This window comes from Caballeronia sp. LZ032 (assembly GCF_031451315.1).
Classification (GTDB): Bacteria; Pseudomonadota; Gammaproteobacteria; order Burkholderiales; family Burkholderiaceae; genus Caballeronia.
The window spans coordinates 643,201-666,890 of sequence record NZ_JARUXP010000003.1; the positions used below are offsets into that span (position 1 = coordinate 643,201).

General features: G+C 62.7%; 18 protein-coding genes and 1 pseudogene. 16 read left to right on the forward strand and 3 right to left on the reverse strand.

The window, feature by feature from the left end; all coding sequences use genetic code 11:
• Window positions 1–374: 374 nt before the first annotated feature.
• Window positions 375–1,334 (forward strand): bile acid:sodium symporter family protein, encoded by a 960-nt coding sequence (locus QCE69_RS24425; protein ID WP_309933435.1) that lies wholly within the window; start codon window positions 375–377, stop codon window positions 1,332–1,334.
• Window positions 1,335–1,408: 74 nt separating this feature from the next.
• Here the strand turns inward: QCE69_RS24425 and QCE69_RS24430 are convergent, their stop codons facing one another.
• Entirely contained in the window at window positions 1,409–1,969 is a 561-nt protein-coding gene (locus QCE69_RS24430) for a thioredoxin family protein (RefSeq protein ID WP_309933437.1), read from the reverse strand.
• 634 nt (window positions 1,970–2,603) lie between these two features.
• On the opposite strand from QCE69_RS24430, the gene QCE69_RS24435 reads away from it, so the two are divergent.
• The 9 genes and pseudogenes from QCE69_RS24435 (at window position 2,604) to QCE69_RS24475 (ending at window position 12,789) form a co-directional block, all read left to right on the forward strand.
• A complete protein-coding gene (locus QCE69_RS24435) occupies window positions 2,604–3,890 on the forward strand; it encodes a glycine betaine/L-proline ABC transporter ATP-binding protein (protein WP_309933439.1) in 1,287 nt (428 codons plus the stop codon).
• Complete coding sequence (locus QCE69_RS24440; protein ID WP_309933440.1) at window positions 3,887–4,780, forward strand: proline/glycine betaine ABC transporter permease; 894 nt, start codon at window positions 3,887–3,889, stop codon at window positions 4,778–4,780. Before QCE69_RS24435 ends, QCE69_RS24440 begins: the two co-directional genes overlap by 4 nt.
• Before the next feature lie 86 nt (window positions 4,781–4,866).
• The gene (locus tag QCE69_RS24445) at window positions 4,867–5,748 is read left to right on the forward strand and encodes a glycine betaine ABC transporter substrate-binding protein (protein WP_309933441.1); all 882 of its coding nucleotides are present in this window, start codon (window positions 4,867–4,869) and stop codon (window positions 5,746–5,748) included.
• Window positions 5,749–5,794: 46 nt separating this feature from the next.
• Window positions 5,795–7,089: pseudogene (gene glyA, locus QCE69_RS24450) on the forward strand (serine hydroxymethyltransferase).
• A gap of 45 nt (window positions 7,090–7,134) precedes the next feature.
• Complete coding sequence (locus QCE69_RS24455) at window positions 7,135–8,022, forward strand: dihydrodipicolinate synthase family protein (protein ID WP_309923874.1); 888 nt, start codon at window positions 7,135–7,137, stop codon at window positions 8,020–8,022.
• Window positions 8,023–8,028: 6 nt separating this feature from the next.
• A complete protein-coding gene (locus tag QCE69_RS24460; RefSeq protein ID WP_309933443.1) occupies window positions 8,029–9,360 on the forward strand; it encodes an FAD-binding oxidoreductase in 1,332 nt (443 codons plus the stop codon).
• Between the two features lie 18 nt (window positions 9,361–9,378).
• Window positions 9,379–10,872 (forward strand): aldehyde dehydrogenase, encoded by a 1,494-nt coding sequence (locus QCE69_RS24465; protein WP_309933445.1) that lies wholly within the window; start codon window positions 9,379–9,381, stop codon window positions 10,870–10,872.
• A gap of 16 nt (window positions 10,873–10,888) precedes the next feature.
• Entirely contained in the window at window positions 10,889–11,656 is a 768-nt protein-coding gene (locus tag QCE69_RS24470) for a pyrroline-5-carboxylate reductase (RefSeq protein ID WP_309933446.1), read from the forward strand.
• 131 nt (window positions 11,657–11,787) lie between these two features.
• On the forward strand, window positions 11,788–12,789 hold the full coding sequence (locus QCE69_RS24475; protein WP_309933448.1) for a LysR substrate-binding domain-containing protein: 1,002 nt from the start codon (window positions 11,788–11,790) through the stop codon (window positions 12,787–12,789).
• A gap of 6 nt (window positions 12,790–12,795) precedes the next feature.
• Here QCE69_RS24475 and QCE69_RS24480 read toward each other — a convergent pair whose 3' ends face one another.
• Together QCE69_RS24480 and QCE69_RS24485 are read right to left on the reverse strand one after the other, a co-directional pair.
• A complete protein-coding gene (locus QCE69_RS24480; RefSeq protein ID WP_309923885.1) occupies window positions 12,796–13,248 on the reverse strand; it encodes a YaiI/YqxD family protein in 453 nt (150 codons plus the stop codon).
• A 3-nt stretch (window positions 13,249–13,251) separates the two neighbouring features.
• Window positions 13,252–13,956: a GntR family transcriptional regulator gene (locus tag QCE69_RS24485; RefSeq protein WP_309923887.1), complete on the reverse strand. Its 705-nt coding sequence runs from the start codon at window positions 13,954–13,956 to the stop codon at window positions 13,252–13,254.
• Window positions 13,957–14,125: 169 nt separating this feature from the next.
• Between QCE69_RS24485 and QCE69_RS24490 the strand changes: the two genes are divergently transcribed.
• From QCE69_RS24490 to QCE69_RS24515, 6 genes are all read left to right on the forward strand, one after another.
• Window positions 14,126–15,400: a glucarate dehydratase family protein gene (locus tag QCE69_RS24490; protein ID WP_309923890.1), complete on the forward strand. Its 1,275-nt coding sequence runs from the start codon at window positions 14,126–14,128 to the stop codon at window positions 15,398–15,400.
• A 45-nt stretch (window positions 15,401–15,445) separates the two neighbouring features.
• Window positions 15,446–16,762, forward strand: a complete 1,317-nt coding sequence (locus tag QCE69_RS24495; RefSeq protein ID WP_309923892.1) for an MFS transporter — start codon at window positions 15,446–15,448, stop codon at window positions 16,760–16,762.
• 566 nt (window positions 16,763–17,328) lie between these two features.
• The gene (locus QCE69_RS24500) at window positions 17,329–17,718 is read left to right on the forward strand and encodes a hypothetical protein (protein WP_309923894.1); all 390 of its coding nucleotides are present in this window, start codon (window positions 17,329–17,331) and stop codon (window positions 17,716–17,718) included.
• Between the two features lie 38 nt (window positions 17,719–17,756).
• The gene (locus QCE69_RS24505) at window positions 17,757–20,768 is read left to right on the forward strand and encodes an enterotoxin A family protein (protein ID WP_309933449.1); all 3,012 of its coding nucleotides are present in this window, start codon (window positions 17,757–17,759) and stop codon (window positions 20,766–20,768) included.
• A 330-nt stretch (window positions 20,769–21,098) separates the two neighbouring features.
• On the forward strand, window positions 21,099–22,697 hold the full coding sequence (locus QCE69_RS24510; protein ID WP_309923898.1) for an ABC transporter substrate-binding protein: 1,599 nt from the start codon (window positions 21,099–21,101) through the stop codon (window positions 22,695–22,697).
• Window positions 22,698–22,708: 11 nt separating this feature from the next.
• A complete protein-coding gene (locus QCE69_RS24515; RefSeq protein ID WP_309933451.1) occupies window positions 22,709–23,689 on the forward strand; it encodes an ABC transporter permease in 981 nt (326 codons plus the stop codon).
• Window position 23,690 lies beyond the last annotated feature (1 nt).

Here is a 23,690-nt window from a genome sequence, read left to right on the forward strand (position 1 = left end):
TCTTCGTTCTTGCGCAGCATGAACGAAACGAATTAGCGCGAAATTAAAAAACGGAACGGCCCGTATCGACGCAAGCGGCGTCAGAATTAAGCGAATTCAGAATAGAACCGCGCCGACAGGTAAAATGCGGCGCCTGATGGATTTTCCTTGCCGCACCGCGCGCGATCCGCGCCTGACGGCACGGCGATCAGGCAGCCCAGGTGCCCAGGCGGCCGCCCCACGAGGGCAATCTTGCTGCGCATGGCCCCATTTGTTTCGCACGAGATCACACGATCGTTCCTGCGCAGCCGGCGCCCCCGGCGCCGCGGCAGCCACCGCGGTTCCGCCAGGAAGGCACGAAACGCTACCCATACGACTTTCGAGGATTGTTTTTCATGTTTGCCCGCATCACCCGCCTTTTTCCGCTCTGGGCCGTGCTGGTTTCCATCGCTGCCTATGCCGAGCCTTCGTCCGTGACGGGCATCGCACCGCACGTCACGACGCTTCTGACCATCATCATGTTGTCGATGGGCGTCACGCTTTCCCTCGACGATTTCCGGCGCGTGTTCACGCGTCCCGCGCCCGTGATTGCCGGCATCGTTCTGCACTACCTCGTCATGCCGCTCGCCGCCTGGGTCATCGCCAAGGCGCTGCGCATGCCTCCCGACCTGACGGCCGGCATGGTGCTGGTGGGCAGCGTCGCGAGCGGTACCGCGTCGAACGTGATGATCTATCTGGCGCGCGGCGACGTGGCGCTGTCAGTCACGATCAGCGCACTGTCGACGCTGGTCGGCGTGTTCGCCACGCCGCTGCTTACGCGCCTGTACGTCGATGCATCCATCGTGGTCGATGTGCATGGCATGTTGATGAGCATCGTTCAGATCGTGGCGCTGCCGATCGTCGTCGGTCTCGTCGTCAATCATCTGTTCGGCAAGATCGTGCGCAAGATCGAATGGGTCTTGCCGCTCGTGTCGATGGTGTCGATTCTGCTGATCATCGCGGCGGTCGTCGGCGGTACGCAGAAGAGCATTGCCTCGGTCGGTCTCGTGGTGGCTCTGGGCGTGATGTTGCACAACGGCATCGGGCTGCTGGGCGGTTACTGGGGCGGACGTCTGCTCGGTTTCGACGAGGCTGTTTGCCGCACGCTTGCCATCGAAGTCGGCATGCAGAATTCGGGTCTTGCCGCGACGCTCGGCAAGCTGTACTTCACGCCGATCGCCGCGCTTCCGGGCGCCTTGTTCTCGGTGTGGCACAACCTGTCGGGCTCGATGCTGGCCGGCTATTGGGCGGGGCGTCCCGCCAAGGGCGCGACGCGGGATGAGGATGCCGATGCCGCCGTCGCTCGCCATAGCTAAATAAAAGCGGAACCGCTTGTTCCAGATAAGAGGCGTGCCGCGGGCACGCCTTTTTTTCTGAACGCGCCTCGTGATCACGCTCCCAGCAGTTCCCTGATCTTCGCCTCGGTCTCCGCATAACCGCCCTCGCCATAGCGCCGGTACACGATCTTGCCGTCCTGGTCGATCAGGTAGAGTGCAGGCCAATACTGATTGCCGTAGGCGTTCCACGTCGCGTAGGCATTGTCCTGCGCAACGGGAAAGTCGATACCGTAGCGTTGAATGGCCTTCTTCAGGTTCCCGGTGTCGCGCTCGAAGCCGTACTCGGGCGTATGCACGCCCACGACCACGAGTCCCTTGTCGCGATAACGCGCATCCCAGTCCTTCACATGCGGCAGCGTATGCGCGCAGTTGATGCAGTCGAAGGTCCAGAAATCGACCAGCACGACTTTTCCGTGCATTTGCTTCAGATTCAGCGGCGCGCTGTTGAGCCAGTTGTCGATGCCGGTGAATTCCGGCGCCTGGACCGCGATCTGCCGCGCCGGATCCGGTTCGGACGAGGCCCCCGTCGATGCGAAGGCGGTCAGCGCGGCCACCGCTCCGAAGGCGGCGATCATGGCGGCAGCGAAGGCGGCGATCTTGATGCGATCGAACATGAGGTTTCTCCTTTCCGGTTGGCGTGGAGCGTATTGAAGCGCGCGGATGTATCGGGCGCTTGTCCCGGTGGACGTCCTTCGGCATCACTGTGTATCCGGGGGCCTCGCAGATACATGGGGATACATGGAGAGCGTTCGTTCCGCCTTGCCCGAGGCAGGGATTGCAATAAAAGACCGAACGTTCCACACCGGTTTTCCGGAACGCGGGGCGAATATCGTCGGCGCAAGGACCACGTTCGTGCGCGGTTTCCGAGCCCTTAACCTCACGAAAAGTCATGCAGGACAGCACGTCTAGGTGCATTCCCTAGCGCCGCCGCATCAAGTCCACCCCGCCAGACCCGCTTCCGCTCAAGCTCGACGCCCGCAAAGCCGCATCCACACACGCTTCCAGCGATTCACCCGCTCCCGCACCGTTTCCCTGCATCGCTGCACCACGGGAATCCATTACCAGAAGTATCGGAAAGGGCGCAGGAAATGTCGGTGGATGATCGAAATTGACCCGTTACGCTTCATTCCAACGCAACGAACGCCGGAATGTGATCGGCGCTGTCGACCCGGATCGTACTCGAAGGACGCATATGGCAGACGTCCCCAACGTTTCGGTTTTTTCGAACTTGCCAGCTGGAATGAAACGATGATTCCGAACCTGACGCTCGCACCGGGCGACCTGTCAAAGACGGTTTCCGCAGAGCCGGACAGCCTGTCCCCGGCCCGATCCGTCGCCGCTTCGCAGACCGGGATCCTTACGGTCAAGAATCTCTCGAAGATCTTCGGCGCCAAGCCCGAGCGTGCGCAGGAACTCCTGAAACAAGGCCTCGGCCGCAACGAAATCTTCGCGCAGACCGGCAACATGGTCGCGGTCGATGACGTCAGCCTCGCGGTCAACGCGGGCGAAATCTTCGTCATCATGGGTCTGTCCGGCTCGGGCAAGTCCACGCTCGTCCGCTTGCTCAATCGCCTGATCGAGCCGACTTCGGGTCAGGTGATTCTCGAAGGCCGCGACATTGCGCCGATGAACGTGAACGAATTGCGCGCGGTGCGCCGCGAAAAAATGGCAATGGTGTTCCAGTCTTTTGCGCTGCTGCCGAACCGCTCGGTCATCGACAACATCGCGTACGGACTCGAAGTCGCCGGCAAGAAAAAATCGGAACGATATGACATTGCCCGCGCTGCGTTGACGCGCGTCGGCCTGGGTTCCTACGAAAAATTGCTGCCGAGCGAACTGTCGGGCGGCATGCAGCAGCGCGTCGGACTGGCGCGAGCGCTCGCGGTGAATCCCGCGGTGCTCCTGATGGACGAAGCGTTCTCGGCGCTCGACCCGTTGATCCGCTTCGAGATGCAGAACGAACTGCTGCGCTTGCAGAAAGAAGAACAGCGCACGATCGTCTTCATCTCGCATGACATCGAGGAAGCCGTGAAGATCGGCGGGCGCATCGGCATCATGAAAGACGGCCGGCTGATTCAGGTCGGCACGCCCGCTGAACTCATCCAATCGCCCGCCGACGATTACGTGCGCGACTTCTTCCGCAACGTCGACGTGTCGCGCTTCCTCGCGGCAGCGAGCCTGCTCACGAAGGTCGAGCGCGGCCTGATTGCCTGCGACGGCGGCGCACCATCCGAACGCTATCTGAACAGCCTGATCGACAGCGGCGCCGACTGCGGCTATGTCTGCGACGAAGCCGGACGCTATCAGGGATGCGTGACGCCCGCATCGCTGCACAAGAGCGGCGCGCGTCCGATTCGCGAAGCCTTGCTGCGCGACGTCGCCGCCGTGCCGCTCGACGCCGATCTGCACCGGCTCGCGGCCATCGCACTCAGTCAGGAACACGACGTGCCCGTCACCGACGAACAAGGCCGTCTCGCCGGCGTCGTCTCGTGCCGCACGATTCTCAAGCAGGTCATGGAGCGGAGGGCAGCATGAACGGTTCGAGCAGTTCGATTTTCGGCAAGTTCGCCGAGGACGCGGTCAATTTCTTGTTCTCACATTTTCGTGGCGGTTTCGATGCCTTTTCCGCCGCACTCGGCGCGGTCATCAAGGTGCTCGAAGATGGCCTGGGTGCGGTCCCGTTCATCGCGATGCTGGTGATCCTGATGGCGCTCGCGCTGTGGCGCAAGGGCGTCGTGTTCTCGGCATTCGTCGGCGTGGCGCTCTTCGCGATCAACTATATGGGCCTCTGGGCGCAGACGGTTTCCACGCTCGCGCTGGTGATTGCGGCGACGTTCTTCAGTCTCGTGATCGGCGTGCCGCTCGGCATCTGGGGCGCGCGCAGCAATCGCGCCGAAGTCGTGCTGCGCTCACTGCTCGACTTCATGCAGACGATGCCCGCGTTCGTCTATCTGATTCCCGCCGTGATCCTGTTCGGTCTCGGACGCGTGCCTGCCGTGATCGCGACCATCGTGTTCGCCATGCCGCCCGTCGTGCGCCTGACCACGCTCGGCATCCGCCAGGTGCGCGAAGAACTGCTCGAAGCAGGCCGCTCGTTCGGCAGCACCGATGCGCAGCTGCTGTGGAAGATCCAGCTGCCCAACGCGTTGCCGTCGATCATGGCAGGCGTGAACCAGACCATCATGATGGCGCTCTCGATGGTGGTGGTCGCATCGATGATCGGTGCAGGCGGCCTCGGTGAATACGTGTTGAGCGGCATCCAGCGGCTCGATATCGGCATCGGTTTCGAAGGCGGTCTCGGCGTCGTGCTGCTCGCGATCATCCTCGACCGTCTGACGGAAAGCTTCGGCGTCAAGGCAAAGAAGGCAAAGAAGAAGAAGGTCATCTCCACGCCGGTCACGCCTTCCAAGGCGGCGCAGACCTGAAAGAAGACCGAGAGAAGAAAGGCGCCGGCAACGACCGGCGCACTGGCATACCAGACCACACACAGACCCACCCATCCGGAGTCGAAATGAAGAACCTGTCCATCAAGGCGGTGCTCGCAAAGGTGGTGATGCCCGCTGTCGTCGCCTTCGGCGTGGCGTCCGCTCCGGCCATGTCGGCCGAGCCTCTCAAGATCGCCGTCACCAACTGGGCCGACGTGCTGGCCGTCGCCAATGTCGCGAAGTACGTGCTCGAGACGCAACTGAAGCAGCCGGTGCAATTCGTGCAGGCGGACATCGGCATCCAGTATCAGGGCGTCGCGCGCGGCGACCTGGACATCATGGTGGGCGGCTGGCTGCCGGTCACGCACGGTCAGTATGTGGCGCGCTACAAGAACGATCTTGATGACGTCGGCATCATTTATACGGGCGGCAAGAACGGCTGGGCCGTCCCGGCGTATGTGCCCGAGTCGCAGCTGTCGTCCATCGAGGACCTGAAGAAGCCCGACGTGCAGAAGCAGCTCAACGGCGTGATCCAGGGCATCGAACCGGGCGGCGGACTGATGCAGGCATCGGAGAAGACCATCAAGGCCTACGACCTCTCTGGCTATCACCTGCAATCCGCAAGCGAGGCGGGCATGCTCGCGTCCATCCAGCGTGCCTATCAGTCGAAGCAATGGATCGTCGCAACCGTGTGGAGCCCGCACTGGCTGTTCCAGAAATGGCAGATGCGCTATCTGAAGGATCCGAAGGGCACGCTCGGCGGCGAAGAACAGGTGCATGCATTCGCGTCCAAGCAGTTCGCAGGCAAGTTCCCGCGCGCCGATGTCTTCTTCAAGCATCTGAAGCTCAATCTCGCGGATGTGGAAGCGATCGAGTTCGAGGGCAACAGCACCAACGACTATGCGACGGCCGCAAAGAAGTTCGTCGATGCGCACCCCGACAAACTGAAGGCATGGCTGGCGCAGTAACGCCAACGCCCTGCCATTCGCTGCACGATCCACGCGGAGTCTTCCTGTGAACGCACATGCGCGCTTCTTTGGCGAGAGCCTGCAGAGCCACGATCCCGTCATCGCTGCGGAGATCGCGCTCGAACTGCGGCGCCAGCAGAGCCAGATCGAGTTGATCGCATCGGAGAACATCGTGTCGTCCGCCGTGCTCGAGGCGCAGGGCACGGTGCTGACGAACAAGATTGCGGAAGGCTATCCGGGCGAGCGCCATCACGGCGGCTGCGAGCACGTGGACCGGATCGAGGCGCTGGCCATCGATCGCGTCAAGGCGCTGTTCGATGCCGGCTTCGCCAACGTGCAACCGCATTCCGGCGCGCAGGCGAACACTGCGGTGCTCCTCGCGCTGCTGACGCCGGGCGACACCGTGATGGGCATGTCGCCCGATGCGGGCGGCCATCTTACGCACGGCGCGCGTCCCGCGCTCTCGGGCAAGTGGTTCAACGCCGTGCAGTATGGCGTGAGCCCGGAGACGCTCCGCATCGATTACGACGCGGTCCGGCGTCTTGCCGAGACACATCGGCCGAAGCTGATCATCGCTGGCTCTTCTGCTTATCCGCGTGCGCTGGACTTTGCCGCGTTCCGCGACATAGCGGATCGCGTCGGCGCGATGCTGATGGTGGGTATGGCGCAGTTCGCGGGCATCGTCGCGGCGGGCAAGCATGAGAACCCGTTGCCGTTCGCCGACGTGGTCACGTCGACGACCCACAAGACACTGCGCGGCCCGCGCGGCGGCTTCATCCTGACCAACCACGCCGACCTCGCGAAGAAGATCGATACAGCCGTGTTTCCGGGCGCGCAGGGCGGTTCGCTGATGCATGTGATCGCGGGCAAGGCGGTGGCCTTCGGCGAGGCGCTGCGGCCCGAATTCGGCGCTTACATCGAGCGGATGCTGCGCAATGCAAAGGCGCTCGGCAAGGTGCTGCAAGCAGGCGGCCTGCGTCTCGTCACGGGCGGCACCGACAACCCTCTCTGCTCGTGGATGTGCGCAGCAAGGGCATCACCGGCACGCAGGCCGAGAAGGCGCTGGAGCGCGCCGGCGTCACCTGCAACAAGAACGGCATTCCGTTCGATATCGAGAACCCGACCGTCACCTCCGGCATTCGCCTCGGGACGCCGGCCGGCACCACGCGAGGCCTGGGCGTCGCGGAGTTCGAAGAGGTTGGAGACATGATCCTGCAAGTCATCGCGGCGCTCGTGCGCGATCGCGGCGGCGACGAGCAGGTGGAGCGTTCAGTGCGCGCGCGGGTGCGCGAACTGTGCGCGCGGTTCCCGATTTACACGCGTGCGGAAGCGCTGGTCTGACGCATCGCAAACGACGACGCACGATCCTATTTCAGAGAGACGATCATGAGCTTCGAAGGCGTACATACCCCGCTGGTCACCCCGTTCAAGGTCGACGGCGAAATCGATCACGACATGCTCGGCAAGCATGCGGCGAATCTTGCCGGCCGCGTGACCGGACTTGGTGTGGGCGGCACCACGGGCGAATACTATGCGCTGAGCTTCGACGAGCGCGTGAAGACATTCGATACCGTGGCGCAGGCGGTGGGCGGCAAGACCTGGCTCACGGCGGGCATCAATGCAACCACCACAACTGAAGTGCTGCGCCTCGGTCGCGAGGCGAAGCGCGCGGGCTATGACGCGCTGCTGGTGGCTGCGCCTTACTACGTGCAGCCGACGCAGGACGAATTGCTGACGCATCTGCTGAAGATCGACGATGCGCTCGACCTTCCGGTCATGCTCTATAACTTCCCGGCACGCACCGGCACCGCGATCGGCGATGAAGTGCTCATGAAGCTGCTCGAGCGTCCCAACTTCGCCGCGATGAAGGAGAGCACGGGCGATGTCGCGCATCTCCATCATCTCGCGACGCAACTGCCCGAGCGCTTCGTCCTCAGTTGCGGCATGGACGACCAGGCGCTCGAGTTCTTCGCGTGGGGCGTGCGGAGCTGGGTGGCGGGCGCATCGAACTTCCTGCCCGAAGCGCATACGGAACTGCTCGAAACCTGCGTGAAACAAGGCGATTTCAACGCAGGCCGCAAGCTCATGAGGCAGTTGCTGCCCGTGCTCGAACTGCTCGAACGCAGCGGCAAGTTCATTCAGTATGTGCGTTATGGCTGCGAGCTTGCGGGCACGCGTGTGGGTCATGCGCGCGCGCCGCTCGGCACCCTCGACGACGAAGAGCGCAACGCTTTCGCGAAGCTCGTTCAACCTTTGCTGCGCAACGCTCAGTGAACCTGCATGGCCTCGAAACTGGAGTTCGCGCATCTGCCTGCCCCGGATGGCGTCAACGGCTGGTGGGAAAGCCTGCCGCCCGCCGCGCCCGCGAGGACCGTGACGGGTGAACACGCTTTCGACTACGTCGTGGTGGGCGGCGGCATTACCGGGCTGTGTGCGGCGCGGCGGCTGGCCGAGCTCGCGCCGGACGCATCCGTCGCGCTCGTCGAGGCCGATCGTATCGGCCGCTCGACGGCGGGCCGCAATTCGGGCTTCTTTGTGGATCTGCCGCACGACATCAGCAGCGAGAGTTATTCGCGCAGCGTAGAGGCCGACAAGGCCGATGTCCGTCTGCAACGGCACGGTATCGACTATGTGCGTTCGATCGTGAAGCAGCACGGCATCGATTGCGACTGGCGCGACGACGGCAAGTATCACGCGTCGGTCAACAAGAAGGGACATGCGGCCCTCACGCATTTCGCGGAAGGTCTTGCACGCATCGGCGAAGCGTGCGAATGGCTCGATCAAAACGCGATCGAGAAAGTGACGGGCACGCCGTTTTACGAGAGCGCGCTGTTCACGCCGGGATGCAGTACGGTTCAGCCGGCCGCGCTGATGCGCGGTCTCGCTGCGACGCAACCCGCGAACGTGACGGTGTTCGAGCTGAGCGCGGTGAAGGGCATGGACACGCGCGGCGCAACGACGCTGCTGAAGTTCGCCGGCGGCAGCATCACGACCGCGCGCGTCGTACTCTGCACCAACGCCTATGCAGCGACCTTCGGCGGCCATCCGAACGGCCTGCTGCCGGTCTACACGTTCGCGTCGATGTCGCGGCCGATGAATCCCGACGAGATCGCGCGGCTGGGCGGCATGCAGTCGTGGGCGCTGATTCCCGCCGACCCGATGGGCACCACCGTGCGCCGGCTCGCCAATCACCGCATCTGCATACGCAACCACTTTGCGTTCCGGCCGAACCTGTCCGTCTCGGACGGCGATCTCGCGAAGTCGCGACAACTGCATCAACGTTCGTTCGAACGGCGCTTTCCGATGTTGAAGGGCGTTGAGCTGCAATACACGTGGGGCGGGGCGCTGTGCCTGTCGGCGAACAATGGCGCGTTGTTCGGCCAGCGCGAGCAAGGCGTGTTCGAAGCGGTCGGCTGCAATGGTCTCGGGTTGAGCCGCGGTTCGGCATCGGGCAAGCTGATCGCCGAATACGCGCTCGGCGAATCCCATGCGTTGATCGGTCAACTGCTGCGACAACCGCATCCGCGTTCGTTGCCGATGCGGCCGATTGCCGATGTCGCGGTGACCGCCGCGATCTGGATGAAGGAATTCTCGGCGGGCGCCGAGCTTTGAATCTGTGAGGATAGACACATGACGACGCACCAGGAATGGACAAGCAAGGCACAAGGTCTGGCGCTCGATGGCCGCGCGCTGATTGCCGGGGCACGCTGCAACGCGGCGTCGAACGAAACCTTCGATACGCTCAATCCTTCGACGGGCAAGGCGCTTGCCGCGATTGCCAAGTGCGATGCGAAGGACGTGGACCGCGCGGTTGCAGCAGCGCGAGAGGCCTTCGAATCGGGCATCTGGTCGAAGGCCGCGCCATCGCATCGCAAGGCGGTGCTGCAGCGTCTGGCGCAACTCATCGACGACAACGCCGAAGAGCTCGCGCTGCTCGAAGCGCTCGAAGCCGGCAAGCCGATCAGCGAGTGCATGGGGCTCGACATCCCCGAGTCGGCGGCGTGCATCCGCTGGCATGCTGAAGCCACGGACAAGCGTTATGACGCGTTGTCGCCGTCGGGCGCGAGCGTCGTGAGCATGATCACGCGCGAGCCGATCGGTGTCGTCGGCGCGGTGTTGCCATGGAATTTTCCCGCGCTGATGCTGGCCTGGAAGGTCGGGCCGGCGCTCTCGGTGGGCAACAGCGTGATCGTGAAGCCAGCCGAGCAGACGTCCCTGTCTACCTTGCGCATCGCCGACCTCGCGCTCGAGGCGGGCGTCCCGTCGGGCGTGCTGAGCGTGGTCACGGGGCTGGGTGAGAGCGCCGGGCAGGCAATCGGCTGTCATGCCGACATCGACCTCGTGGCCTTCACCGGTTCGACCGAAACGGGCAAGCGTTTCCTGCGCTATTCCGCCGATACCAACCTGAAGCGCGTCGTGCTCGAATGCGGCGGCAAGAATCCGCAGGTGGTGCTGCCGGACGTCGCCAATCTCGATGCAGTCGCGGAACAGGCCGTCGCCGCCGCGTTCTGGAACATGGGCGAGAACTGCAGCGCCGGGTCGCGCATCATCGTGCATGCCAGTCACAAGGAGGCCTTGCTGCAGAAGATGCAGGCCGTGCTGGAAGGCTGGAAGACCGGCGACCCGCTCGATCCCGATGTGAAGCTCGGCTCGCTCATCGAGGAAGCGCATTACCGCAAGGTGCTGGGCCACATCGAGAAGGCGCGGGCCGAGGGCGCGCGCGTGGTGTGCGGCGGGCAGGCGACGCTTGCGGAGTCCGGCGGCTGGTTCGTCGAGCCGACCATCATCGATCAGGTCACGCCGGAGATGAGCATCGCCCGCGACGAGGTCTTTGGCCCGGTGGTGTGCTTTATCGAATATGCTGACGTCGACGAGGCCGTGCGCATCGCCAACGATACGTGCTATGGGCTCGCGGCATCGCTGTGGACCGACAATGTCAATCACGCTCACAAGGTGGCGGCGCGCATTCGTGCAGGCACCGTGACCGTCAACTGCTTCGGCGAAGGCGACCTGACGACGCCGTTCGGCGGCTTCGGGCAGTCGGGCTTCGGGGGACGCGACAAGTCGATTTACGCGCACGATCAATACTGCGAGCTGAAGACCACGTGGCTTAAGCTCGACTGACTACAGACGAGGAAGTATGCGGATTGGATTCGTCGGCACCGGCGCGATCACGCGGGCGGTCGTGACCGGGATGATCAGGTTCGAGGTTCCCTTCGAGCGTATCGCGCTGTCGCCGCGGAATGCGGACACGGCGGCAGAGCTTGCGAAACTGGATTCACGTGTCGAGGTATGCGCCAGCAATCAGGCGGTGCTCGATTCCTCGGACGTGATCTGTCTCGCGGTGAGGCCGCAGATCGCCGCCGATGTCCTGCCCGCGCTGAAGTTCGAGCCGCGCCATCATGTCATCAGCTTCATTGCCGGCAAGTCGCTTGCGCAGATGCGCGAATGGCTGGGTGACGTGGCGGCGGTGATTCGCGCCATCCCGCTGCCGGCGGTGTCGGAAGGCAAGGGCAGCACCGCGCTGTGTCCGCCGGATGCGGTCGCGCGCACGCTGTTCGCGCCGCTCGGAGCGGCCGTGGAAGTCGAAGACGAACATCAGTTCGATGCATTGTCCGCCGCCACCGCGACCATGGCGAGCTACTTTGCGTTGCTGGAAGAGCAAGCCTCGTGGCTCGTCGCGCAAGGTCTGCCGTATGCGTCGGCGCGCTCGTTCCTGTCGGGGTTCCAGGTGGGCCTCGCGCATGAAACCACCAAGGACGCCCGGCCGTACTCGGAGTTGATCGGCGAAATGTGTACGCCGGGCGGACTCAATGAACAAGTGACCAACGAGCTTGCGCAGCGGGGCACCTATCAGCATTACATCGAAGCGCTCGAACGGATCCTGAAACGCGTGCAGGGACGTTGACGGACGCTAACGGACCGGCTGCGGGTCGCCATCACCATCAAGACAGGCAATGAAATCAATAAAATGACTCATCAGCGGCGCCGCGTGCCGGGCGCCTGCAGGTGCCCGCAAGCCCTTCGAAGGTGATCCCGATGCAGAAGAAACAGCAGTTCGCCGACCGGCTGCTCGCACAGATGCCCTCGTTGCGCGCGCTTCGGTGCTTCGTCACCGCAGCGCGCTATGAAAGCTTCACGCAAGCCGCGGAAGTACTGTGCGTGACGCAGGCGGCTGTCAGCCGGCAAATCAAGGAGCTCGAGGACACGCTTGAAGTTGCGCTGTTCGAGCGCGCCGGCCGTCATATCGCGCTGACGGATGCGGGGCGCATCCTGTACAACGCGTCTTATCTGTCGATCATGAATATCGCGGAGGCGGCGCAGGCGGTGCGGCGCGTGGATCGTCACGCGCTCACACTGTGCATCTCGCATACTTTTTCGGCGCTGTGGGTGTCGGGCAGATTGCCTGCATTCCGTCGCCGCTTTCCGGAAATCTGCCTGCACGTGATGGTCACCGACCAGTTCATGGAACTGGACGATCTCATGGAACCGGACGTCATCATCACGAAAAATCCGCCGCGCGAGGCGGAGTACGAAGTGGAGCCGCTGTTTCACGACATCGTTTATCCGGTATGCAGCGTTCCGTTTCATGAACGCCACTTCCATGGCCGCACGCTCAAGCCGCTCGATCTGCTCCAGCATCCCACTCTGAGTCTTTCGCTGCTGGGGCGGGCGCAGGTGTGCGAGCACGTCGACTGGCGCGTATGGAAGAACTGGTTCCAGCAAGGCGACGGCTCGGAGCGCCTCGATCAGAACGACAACTTCGAGAGCAACGACTACCGCTTGCTGGTGGCGCAGGCCGAGGCGGGCGAGGGCACGCTGCTCGGCTGGCATCATCTCGTGCATCGCCAGGTGGAGCAAAAGAAACTCGTGCGGCCCGTCGACGATGCGCTCGTGTTTCATGACCGTCATCATTACCTGAGCACACATCGCAATGCGCGGGCGCGGCCGGAGTACATGCAGTTCCGGCAATGGCTCGACGATGAGATCGGCGCGATGATGCAGGGCTGGCCGTCCGAGCAGGCCAAGGTCGCGCAGTGATCCGCTTCAGCCGCGCGCGTGCCGGGCAAGGAACCGGTCGAGCTGCGCGGCGAACTGCTTGCCGTCGCGCGGACTATAAGGCGGCGGTCCGCCGGTAGCGACGCCGCTGCTGCGCAACTGGTCCATCATCGAGCGGATCGAAAGACGCTCCTCGATATTCTCTTCACTGAACCATTCGCCGCGCGGGTCCAGCGCGTGCGCTGCCTTGGCGAGCACGGCTGCGGCGAGCGGAATGTCGGCCGTGATGATGAGGTCCCCCGCCTGCGCCATCTCGACGATGCGCGCGTCCGCGACATCGAAACCCGCGGGCACCTGAACCGCCCGGATGAACGGCGAGGGCGGCGTGCGCAGGAACTGGTTGGCCACCAGCGTGACGGCGACTTTCACGCGCGGCCCCGCACGGAACAGGATGTCCTTGACCACGCTCGGGCAGGCGTCAGCATCGACGAGGATTTGCATGCGTCAATGGTCCGTCAGATAGTCGGGATGGCTCGCGCGGATTTCGTCGAGCTGGCTGAGCGTGCCGGACAGATGCGCGCGCAGGGCGGCATCGGCGGCATCGGCATTGCCCTGCTCGATGGCGTCGACGATGGCGGTGTGGTCGCGCACCACGGCCAGCGTCTTGCCTTCCACGGGCAGATGCAGGCGCCGCAAGCGGTCTATGTGTCCGCTCAGCCGGCGCACCAGGTCCCAGAGCTGCGGCACGCCCGCGGCTTCATACATCTGCCGGTGAAACGCATGATCCAGCAATGCGAACTGCTCGACGTCCTGCGGTTCCAGATAATCCATTTGTTCCGCGATCGTCGCGCGCAGCCGCGCGACCAGTGACGCCTTGTGCGCTTGCGCGAGCGTGCGCACGATTTCGAGTTCGATCGAGCGGCGCAGAAAGTGCGCCTGCAACGCCGATGCGACGCTGATCTGGCTCACGACGGTAGCGTGCTGCGGAAAGATGTCGACGAGACCCTCTTCACCCAGCTTGATGAGCGCGTCGCGCACAGGCGTCTGGCTCAGGCCGTAGCGCGTCGCCAGTTCGCTGCGTGACAGCACCGTGCCGGGCGCCAGTTCGAGCGACAGGATCAGCTCCCGCAGGCGTTCGAATACCTGCGGCGCCGCGTGGCGCGATCGGTCCAGGCGATGGGTCGCGCGCGGAGCATCGATATTACTCATATGAATGATGAAGCGTACTGAAACATTAGTACTATAGCCTGCCTTTGCGGCCCTGCCGAGCGGCGCGAGACCTCCGGAACGCTCGGTGATTTCCCTACTGACACACTAATGTATTAGTGCTTTACCATGGCTTCATTCTCGCTTCCGTCCATTCGCAGGAAATATCGCCATGACTCGACAGATCGCCATTACTCACGTGCGCATCACGCCGATTGCCTTTCGCGACGGCCCGCTCCTCAATGCCGCGGGCATCCACGAGCCGTGGGCACTGCGCGCGATCGTCGAACTGGAAACAAATGACGGACGAGTCGGCATCTCCGAAACCTATGGCGACGAACCCATGCTGCGGGTGCTGCACCAGGCGAAGGATCTCGTCATCGGCCTCTCGCCGTTCGAACTGAACCAGATGGAAGAGCGCGTGCGCGCGACCATCACGGCCACGCCGGGCGCCGTGGAGTTCGAACTCGCACCGGGCTCGCATGCCGCGAAGAATGCGCCGAAGGTCATCAGCACGCTGGAAGTGGCGATGCTCGACCTGCAGGGGCAGATCGTCGGCGCGCCGGTGGTGGATCTCCTGGGCGGCAAGGTGCGCGACGCCGTGCCCTACAGCGCGTATCTGTTCTTCAAGTACGCGGAACACATCGACAAGCCCTACGCGCCGGATGCATGGGGCGAGGGCATCAGCCCGGAGCAGATCGTCGCGCAGGCACGCCGCATGATTGACCTGTACGGCTTCCAGAGCATCAAGCTGAAAGGCGGCGTGTTCGAGCCCGCGCATGAAATCGCCTGCATGCAGGCGCTTGCCGAGGCGTTCCCCGGCATGCCGCTGCGTCTCGATCCGAACGCGAACTGGACGCTGGAGACGAGCATCAAGGCCGCGCCCCAGCTCGACGAAATCCTTGAGTATTACGAAGACCCGTGCCCTGGCCTCGACGGCATGGCCGAACTGCAAAAGCATACGAAGCTGCCGCTTGCGACCAACATGGTCATCACGACCATGGACGACTTCCGCAAAGGTTGCGAGATGGGTTCGATCAAGGTGCTGCTCTCGGATCACCACTACTGGGGCGGACTGCGGGCCACGCAGACGCTTGCGCGCATGTGCAGGCTGTGGGGCTTCGGCATGTCGATGCATTCCAACTCGCACCTCGGCATCAGTCTGATGGCGATGACCCACGTGGCGGCGAGCGTGCCGAACCTGACCTACGCGTGCGACACGCACTACCCGTGGCAGGAAGAAGAAGTCATCAAGGGCGGCCGCGTGAAGTTCGACAACGGCGCGGTGCGCGTGCCCGTCACTCCGGGTCTCGGCGTCGAGCTGGATCGGCAGAAGCTCGGCGAATTGCATGAGCAATATTTGTCATGCGGCGTGCGCAATCGCGACGACCTCTCACAGATGCGCAAATATCAGCCGGAATTCACCGGCAAGAATCCGCGCTTCTGATTCGAATAAAAAGGCGTTCGCAGCGCTACTCCAGGAGACATCTTCATGAGCACTTCCAGCGCGCTGTCGAGCGCCGTCCGCAAGATCAAGTGGCACGTGCTGCCGCTGTTCGTCGTGATGTTCATCGTCAATTACATCGACCGGGTGAACATCGGTTTCGTGCGTCAGCATCTGAGCGCGGACCTGGGCATCGGCGCTGCGGCCTATGGGCTCGGCGCGGGTCTGTTCTTCGTCAGTTATGCCGTATTCGAAGTGCCGTCGAACATGCTGCTGCAACGCTTCGGCGCGAAGGCATGGCTCACGCGCATCATGGTCACGTGGGGGCTGGCTGCGGTCGGCATGGCCTTCGTGAAGGGCGAAACATCGTTCTATGCCATGCGTCTGCTGCTCGGCGCGGCCGAAGCGGGCTTCTTCCCGGGCGTGGTTTTCTACTTCACGCAATGGCTGCCGCGCGATCAACGCGGCCGGGCCATGGCGGTCTTCCTGAGCGGCTCGGCGCTTGCATCAGTGTTCTCCGGGCCGATTTCCGGCGGCCTGATGCTGATCGAAGGCGCGGGCCTGCATGGCTGGCAGTGGATGTTCATCATCGAAGGCATGGCCTCCGTGGTGCTCGCGGGCTTCGTGTGGTTCTGGCTGGACTCGAAGCCGCGCGACGCGAAGTGGCTCACGCGGGAGGAACAGGATGCGCTCATCGCGGAGGTGGAAGCGGAACAGCGTCAGCGCGATGCCGCGCATACCGTGAAGCCCTCGTCGTGGAGCCTGTTGCGGGATCCGCAGATCCTGATCTTCTGCCTGATCTATTTCTCCGTGTCGCTGACCATCTACGGCGCAACCTTCTGGTTGCCGAGCATCATCCGCAAGATGGGGCATCTGAACGACTTCCAGGTCGGGCTCTTCAATTCGATTCCCTGGCTGATCTCGATCGTCGCGATGTATCTGTTCGCCGCTCTTGCTGGACGCTTCAAGTTCCAGCAGGCATGGGTGGCGTGCGTGCTGTTGATCGCGGCGGCAGGCATGTATGCCGCCGGTCTGGGCAGCCCGGCGTTCTCGTTCGTCGCCATCTGTTTCGCGGCCATCGGCTTCAAGGCGGCATCGTCGTTGTTCTGGCCCATTCCGCAAGGCTATCTGGATGCGCGCATCGCGGCGCCAGTGCTCGCGCTGATCAACTCGATCGGCAATCTCGGCGGCTTCGTGGCGCCCGCAGCCTTCGGCTTCCTCGAACAGAAGACCGGCTCGATCCAGGGCGGTCTCACGGGCCTGGCGATCATGTCTGTGGTGGCCGCGGTCATCGTCTTCCTGGCGCGCATGGCCCCGCGCGAGGGTCGCACGGCGCTCGGACTTCAATCTCGCCCCACGAAATAAGTCCTGACGGCAGCGCGCATTAGCTAAGACCAAAGCCTTGGTTTGAAGGGCGCGGCACGCGTATCAGCATGAATCGCATCCGGCGGCCGTGCATGGCTATAAGCGACAGTGCTATGTGTGGTACTTGATCGCCACCGTCCGAGCGGGCGACCTCACTATGATCAATCAACAGGCTTTTGGTACGTACCGTACCGATCCGTTTTGTCGATCGTCATTGCGAGGACTACATGAAGGTTCCCAGCACGAGTCAGAGTTTTCAGCCTAACGAAGCATCAGACGCCTGGTCGAACCAGCAAGTCTGCACTGAGCCGAGTCCACAGCCGGACCAAGCTGATTTGCCAGCGTGTCCGGTAGCGGGAGATCAACCCGCCGGCCAACTTGACGGGCGTAACGCGCCTGCCACCTGTGGCCAAGGGGACGACCTCAGTGCGTCGCCAATCTCCTCCAGCGGATCTGATGTCTCGTCCGCCAATGGGCTCTTAACGGATGCCCGACATGGCGATTCCACCGGGAATGTCCTGCATGAGCAAGTTCAGCAAAAGGTGGGGCAAGCCACAGCTTGGCGATTGAGCCTCGACAAGGGTGATGCGGACGAAACCAGGCATGATGCTCTTGGCGGCTCGCTTCAATCGCTCCCTCTCCCTGTCCCGAATGCGGATCGAACACCCGCGCAGGCTGTCAAGCCATCACCGGGCATCCTCAATGATCGGCCCATCATGGTGCGCACACCGACCGCCAACCTGCTGCAGGAGGCCGCCGGTTTTTTGCCACGTTCGCATCGCCAAGCGATGCCCATAGCCAAAACGCGCAACTGGCGGATGACCACGTCATCGAGAAACGCGATAAGCCCAAAGAGAAGCGCTTTCGCGAATACCGGGGCGGTGACGCCTTGCGGGAGCGCGCGCGTTCGTATGAACGATTCGATCAGTTTGACTATCTACGCACACGCGGCGTAACGGGGCGTGGAACCTGCTTCGGACTCGACACGGAGGCGATGCGCCGGATCGATGCAGCCTCGAACTCCCAGTTCGATCTGCAAACGGCAGTGCGATCGATGCGTGACGCCGCGCAATCGAACTCACCGGAGGCCGAAAAGATGTTTGATCGAGTGGACAGCTATCAGGCGAAGCAGCGCCAGGATGGACCACCGATCCTTGGTCACTATGACAGGGAACCGACGCAGTATCTCGCATTAATGAACCTGGAGCGCAAACAACGCCTGGAGGCGCTTTACCGTTCTATCGACAACTTGCAGTCGGGCGATCACGCCTTGGTGCTGCTCGGAGTCTACTCGAAGAAAAAAGCCGATTCCGAGATTGGTGGCCACGCCATTCTTATACAAAGGCAATCGAACGGTGAGTACTCGATTTTCGATCCGAACAACGGCGTCTTCAACTACAAGACGCGCGAAGCCGCGTCAAAATCGCTTGCTCGCTACTTTAATTCGGCGTATTCGGAAGTCGGTGGCAAGCTGAATCCGGACGCAATCACTGTCTACCGTCGGGTCCCTGCATCGACTCCCAGATCTTTCCTGTCCTCGCAGAACGTTACATTTCCGCAGGCTGAGCAAGACCTCCCGCTCGAGCCGTTTCTGTACGGTGCGCACGCGGACGATGCGAATGGTCTAACAGGCGCCGCGCTGTTACCACCGATGCTGCGGGGCATCTCGTACAGCAGCTACTGGGATGCCCTCGGTACGCATGCGATGCGTGATGTTGCAACGGGACGCGCTTCAGATCTGGCTGCTTCGACCGTGCAACTTAATGACGATCTGCACCGGGTTGGGCGCGGCATGCGAACACTCGGACAACTCAACCTGTTGCGCGACCAAAGCCGCTACATCGCGAGTCCAGACGTGCCCGACCGCGTCCGTCATGGGGGCGTGAGTCACGCCAATAGTGGAGCCACGCTGACCGTCGATCTGGCAAATCAGTTCATGCGTGGGTATCCCAGCGGTGAGGCGTCGCTACCCTTGCCCAACGACTTCGCATACATCGATTTCGAATTGGGCGAACCCGCGAGCGGGGGCGGCGACCCCGCAGCCCGCCATCGGCCCTTGATCGTGCAACGCCTCAATCCCTCTTCGAACTACAGAAACGATCGCTACCAGATCTATGATCCTGAGCACGGCGTATTTACTTATCGAGACTACGCTCACATGGAGCGGGCCGTGAGCGACGCGTTCCACGAGGCATACCAGGATTCGAGCGGCGTCCGATCTGCCAGCGTTACCTACTACGCTGTTCCTGACGATCACGCCAGGTCCAACGCGCTAGTCTCGTCACGTCCCAGCGGTGGGATCGGCAATCAGTCGCTGTCGAGCATTCGCGAGCGTTATATTGGCGCTTCGCCTCCGGTGCCCGACTTCGCGGCTCGCCCACAGCCGCCGAGTGTGGTGTTCAGCCCGACTACCTTGCCGAATCATGACGAATTCAAGCGCGGCAGCGATCTGTCCATGGAGACAAAGCCCTACGAGCGCTTTCGTCCATCGCGTGAAACGCCGGGTTCTCTGAAGGCGCGTGGTGGCTTCGAATCCGAGGAAGTATCGCTTCAGAATGTCAGTCTCGACGTGCATGATTTCGACATGGCGTCGAACCCGCGCACGACCGATGGTGCGGGCTATCTGAGCACGTTTGCGAGCTCCGTTGCAGCCCGGCGGCGCCTTGCTGCGCAAGGGCCTAACGGTTATATCTATTCGGTGGCGCCATCGCCGAACATGGTGTCGGTCAACGGCAGTCTTGGGGAATACTCGCGCAACCCGGAGAATCAGGAAGTTGCCGCGATGGGCCGCATCGATTACGGCCAGATCAGGGGCTGGTGGCAGGTGTCCAACGGTGAGGCAGGGAGCTTCGTCGCCAATCCGAACTATCGTTCGGACATCTTCGATACAACCCGCACAGCGGGTGCCCGGCCGGATTTGGCGCGCTTCCCCAACGGCGATCCGCCTTGGGGAGAGGCGCTGTGGCGTTCTTATGCCAGACCTGTCAAGCAGGGTCTTGAGACAGTCGGATGGCAGCCAGAAGGTGATCAGAATCTGACTCAAGCCAATTTTTACGCACACTCGCTGGGCAAGATCCGGATCGCGGAGGAGCGGCAATCCTGCCATCTCGACTATCGCGGGCCGACCACACTATGGGCTGGCGATCCGCCGAGCGCTCATTCTGGCATCCTGCTTTACGTCGACGGTTCGGGCAATGTGTACGACGACTATGTTTACAGGTCGGGGCCAAACCGATCCGATAGCGTAAGCCAGTTCCGTTTCAGCGACGACGGCCGTTTCCACCTCGCGAACGACACGAACCGCGTACTGGAGGTTCGAAGCGACGGCTACGTTTATACCGGACCGACACCCGAAGGGACGGGTACGAACGGCGTGTTCCGCTACGAAACCGGTCATTTGATTCACGTCGAAGACGGCAAGTATCTGTCGATCGGAAAGTTCGGCTATCAGCCGTACGTGTCAGCGACCGACTTGGGACGTCTGTCGAAATGGACCTTGACCGACCCGGGACTTCATCCGGTGACGCCACCCGCTGCCAACACGTTGACATATCACGAAAGTAATGCTGGCGACTCAGCCGCGCTGCGGGAATTCGAACGCGATCCCGACACCGCGCTTCCGCCTGGGTTCAACGGGTTTGTCACTCGTGTTCCCAGCATCGATTCCAATGCCTTGGGCGGCAGCATCGAAGATTTTGTGCAGAACACGGGAGCCGTATCAGCACCGAGGATTGCGGAGTGGCTTGGCCGACGGCATGTTGCGCTGCTGTTGCGCGATGGTACCTACCTGGTGCCGACGCCATACGGCCAGCTCGAGGCTCACAGGATCGACGGCATGCCGACGTGGCGGACGACATACGATTGGACCGAGCATGCACAAAATTGGCAAATGCTTGGAGAATTCCCACCCAGCCGGTACAGCGTGCCCGACGATGTCTGGCAATTAATCCAGGCACAAGCAGCACGGCGCGACAGGATGGAGAAGGAGTTATCCGCGCCCACATGACGCGAGCCCGATATACCGGGGACCGTGCATCGGGACGGGCTCGTGTGTCCTTCCATTCACCTTCGACGCGCTCGACTGCTTCTTCGAAGCCGATCACGCCGTGGCCTATGCCGCGCGCTGGGCGCGGCTGTGGATCGATCAACGAAGGCGCGGATGAGCAGAACATACCCTTTCCGCTCGTTTCCTCATAAGCTTTTCGCGCCGCCGTGCTTTTGCATATGCGGAACGCTTGGTTCTCTTGCATGCGATGCCGTTCTATCGTGAGCGGCGCGGCAACATCATGCCGCGTCATATCCGAACGACCACGGCACACAAGAGGAACGGCAGCACATGGCAGGTTTCAATCGGCGGGAATTCCTGGTTTCATCGGGCGCGGCGCTCGCGTCCGCAAGCCTGTCTTCACTGACTTTCGCACAGGGCGCGGCGCCGAAGCGGGGCGGCACGCTCAACATGCTAATCAATCCCGAGCCGCCCGTGCTCGTCTCGATCTTCCAGACCACGGGACCCGCGCTCGTCGCCAGCTCGAAGGTGCTGGAAGGGCTGCTCGCCTATGACTTCGATCTCAAGCCGCAGCCGCAACTCGCTACCGCCTGGAAGGTCAGCCCGGACGGCCTCAGGTACACGTTCACGCTGCGGCAGAACGTCAAGTGGCACGATGGACAGCCTTTCACTTCAGCTGACGTCGCGTTTTCCATCGACCTGCTGAAGTCGATTCATCCGCGCGGCCGCAGCACCTTTGCGAACGTCGTGCAGGTCACGACGCCGGACGCGCGCACTGCTGTCATCGAATTGTCGAAGCCCGCGCCTTATCTGCTGAAGGCGCTCTCCGCAGGCGAGTCGCCGATAGTCCCCAAGCATCTCTATGCCGCGGGCGATCCGTTGTCGAACCCGCATAACAATGCGCCTGTCGGCACCGGCCCGTTCCGCTTCAAGTCGTGGACGCGTGGTGCGAACATCGTGTACGAACGCAATCCGGACTACTGGGACGCAGGCAAGCCGTATATCGACGCACTCGTCTTCAAGGTCGTGCCCGATGCCGCCGCGCGTTCGGCCGCCTTCGAAACCGGCGCGCTTGATCTCGGCGGAGAGAACCCCGTGCCGTTGTCGGACTTGCCGCGTCTCACGCAGTTGCCGCAACTCGCGGTGGAGACGCGTGGCTATCGCTTCCTCGAGCCGCTCTCGGAAATCGACTTCAATCTCGATCATCCGGTCCTGAAGGATCTGCGGGTGCGTCAGGCTATCGCGCATGCAGTGAATCCCCAGATCGTGCAGAAGACGATTGCGTACGGTTATGCCGATGTCTCGCCCACACCCATCACGCCTGCTTCGCCGTATCACGATGCAAAGCTTGCACCGTATGCATTCGATACAGCGAATGCGGAGAAGCTGCTGGATGCGGCCGGTTATCCGCGCAAGAACGGCGGTCCGCGCTTCCAGCTGACGCACGACTATCTTCCCTATGGCGACATGTACCGGCGTCAGGCCGACTATGTGAAGTCCGCGCTGGCGCGCGTGGGCATCGAGGTCACGGTGCGCTCGCAGGATCTGCCGTCGTTCCTCAAACGCGTGTATGCGGACCGTCAGTTCGACTTCACGAGCATCGGCGTGAATACCTTGTTCGATCCGAGTGTGGGCGTGCAGCGTTTGTACTGGTCGAAGAACATTCGTCCGGGCGTGCCATTCTCCAATGCGCCGCACTACAACAACGCGCAGGTGGATAGCCTGCTCGAAGCGGCGTCGATTGAAACCGACGAGAGCAAGCGCATTGCGTTGTATCAGCAATTCCAGCAGATCGTGTATCGCGACCTGCCGATTCTCAATCTCGTCGCGCCGCGAATGGTCACGCTCGCGAATCGCCGCGTACGCAATCACACGGTGTCCGCGCAAGGCCTGGAAGGCAATCTCGCCGATGTGTGGCTGGCTGCATGAGGAGCGATGCGATGAACCGACGCAGCCGTTTCGCCGCCATAGCGAGACGCACGGCATGGCAGGCGCTGCCGAAGATGCTCGCCATCGTGATCGCCTACTTCTTCCTGCTGAAGCTGCTGCCCGGCGACGCCGCCGATGTACTGGCAGGCGAGTCCGGCTCCGCCACGCTGGAAACGGTGCAGGCCTTGCGCGCGAAGTTCGGCCTGGACCAGCCGGTGCTGCATCAGCTCGGTGCGTACCTCGGGCATCTTGCGCACGGCAGCCTCGGCTATTCGCCGCGCTATGACGCGCCAGTCATGCAGCTGATTCTGTCGCGCCTTCCCAGCACATTGATCCTGATGGGCACGGCGCTCGCGCTGGCCATCGTTGCAGGGATCGTGCTGGGCGCGGTCATGGCGCACTGGGCCGGCAAGTGGCCGGACCGCGTGCTCTCGGTGCTCGCGCTGCTGCTGTATTCGACGCCGGGCTTCTGGATCGGGCTGCTGGCCATCGTCCTGTTCTCGGTGCATCTCGGCTGGCTGCCGAGCGGCGGCGATGTGACGGTGGGCGCAAACCTGCATGGCTTCGCCCATCTCGCCGATCTTGCCCGGCATGTGCTGCTGCCGGCCGCGACGCTCGGCTCCTTCTTCGTCGCCATCTACGCACGGCTGACCCGCAGCGCGATGCTCGAAGTCACGCGCCAGGACTTCGTTCGCACCGCACATGCAAAGGGGCTGCATCCTTTGCGCGTGACGGTGCGCCATGTGCTGCGCAACGCCCTCATGCCGCTCACGACGATGGTCGGCATTCACTTCGGGACGCTGCTGGGCGGAGCGGCCGTGACGGAGACGGTGTTCAGCTGGCCGGGCCTTGGCCGGCTCGCGCTCGATGCCGTCATGGCCCGCGACTTCAGCGTGTTGCTCGGCGTGCTGCTGCTGTCCTCGTTGCTGGTGATCGTCGCGAACGTCGTGGTCGATCTGCTTCAGGCGTGGCTCGATCCACGCATCGCTTGAC

What these genes read in the sequence shown, in the direction of transcription:
- QCE69_RS24435 (WP_309933439.1), top strand. Translation starts at nt 2,604, where the DNA reads ATGATTCCGAACCTGACGCTCGCACCGGGCGACCTGTCAAAGACGGTT.
- QCE69_RS24490 (WP_309923890.1), top strand. Translation starts at nt 14,126, where the DNA reads ATGACTCGACAGATCGCCATTACTCACGTGCGCATCACGCCGATTGCC.
- QCE69_RS24430 (WP_309933437.1), bottom strand. Translation starts at nt 1,969, where the DNA reads ATGTTCGATCGCATCAAGATCGCCGCCTTCGCTGCCGCCATGATCGCC.
- QCE69_RS24480 (WP_309923885.1), bottom strand. Translation starts at nt 13,248, where the DNA reads ATGCAAATCCTCGTCGATGCTGACGCCTGCCCGAGCGTGGTCAAGGAC.
- QCE69_RS24495 (WP_309923892.1), top strand. Translation starts at nt 15,446, where the DNA reads ATGAGCACTTCCAGCGCGCTGTCGAGCGCCGTCCGCAAGATCAAGTGG.
- QCE69_RS24505 (WP_309933449.1), top strand. Translation starts at nt 17,757, where the DNA reads ATGCGCCGGATCGATGCAGCCTCGAACTCCCAGTTCGATCTGCAAACG.
- QCE69_RS24440 (WP_309933440.1), top strand. Translation starts at nt 3,887, where the DNA reads ATGAACGGTTCGAGCAGTTCGATTTTCGGCAAGTTCGCCGAGGACGCG.
- QCE69_RS24470 (WP_309933446.1), top strand. Translation starts at nt 10,889, where the DNA reads ATGCGGATTGGATTCGTCGGCACCGGCGCGATCACGCGGGCGGTCGTG.
- QCE69_RS24510 (WP_309923898.1), top strand. Translation starts at nt 21,099, where the DNA reads ATGGCAGGTTTCAATCGGCGGGAATTCCTGGTTTCATCGGGCGCGGCG.
- QCE69_RS24445 (WP_309933441.1), top strand. Translation starts at nt 4,867, where the DNA reads ATGAAGAACCTGTCCATCAAGGCGGTGCTCGCAAAGGTGGTGATGCCC.
- QCE69_RS24455 (WP_309923874.1), top strand. Translation starts at nt 7,135, where the DNA reads ATGAGCTTCGAAGGCGTACATACCCCGCTGGTCACCCCGTTCAAGGTC.
- QCE69_RS24515 (WP_309933451.1), top strand. Translation starts at nt 22,709, where the DNA reads ATGAACCGACGCAGCCGTTTCGCCGCCATAGCGAGACGCACGGCATGG.
- QCE69_RS24460 (WP_309933443.1), top strand. Translation starts at nt 8,029, where the DNA reads ATGGCCTCGAAACTGGAGTTCGCGCATCTGCCTGCCCCGGATGGCGTC.
- QCE69_RS24485 (WP_309923887.1), bottom strand. Translation starts at nt 13,956, where the DNA reads ATGAGTAATATCGATGCTCCGCGCGCGACCCATCGCCTGGACCGATCG.
- QCE69_RS24465 (WP_309933445.1), top strand. Translation starts at nt 9,379, where the DNA reads ATGACGACGCACCAGGAATGGACAAGCAAGGCACAAGGTCTGGCGCTC.
- QCE69_RS24475 (WP_309933448.1), top strand. Translation starts at nt 11,788, where the DNA reads ATGCAGAAGAAACAGCAGTTCGCCGACCGGCTGCTCGCACAGATGCCC.
- QCE69_RS24425 (WP_309933435.1), top strand. Translation starts at nt 375, where the DNA reads ATGTTTGCCCGCATCACCCGCCTTTTTCCGCTCTGGGCCGTGCTGGTT.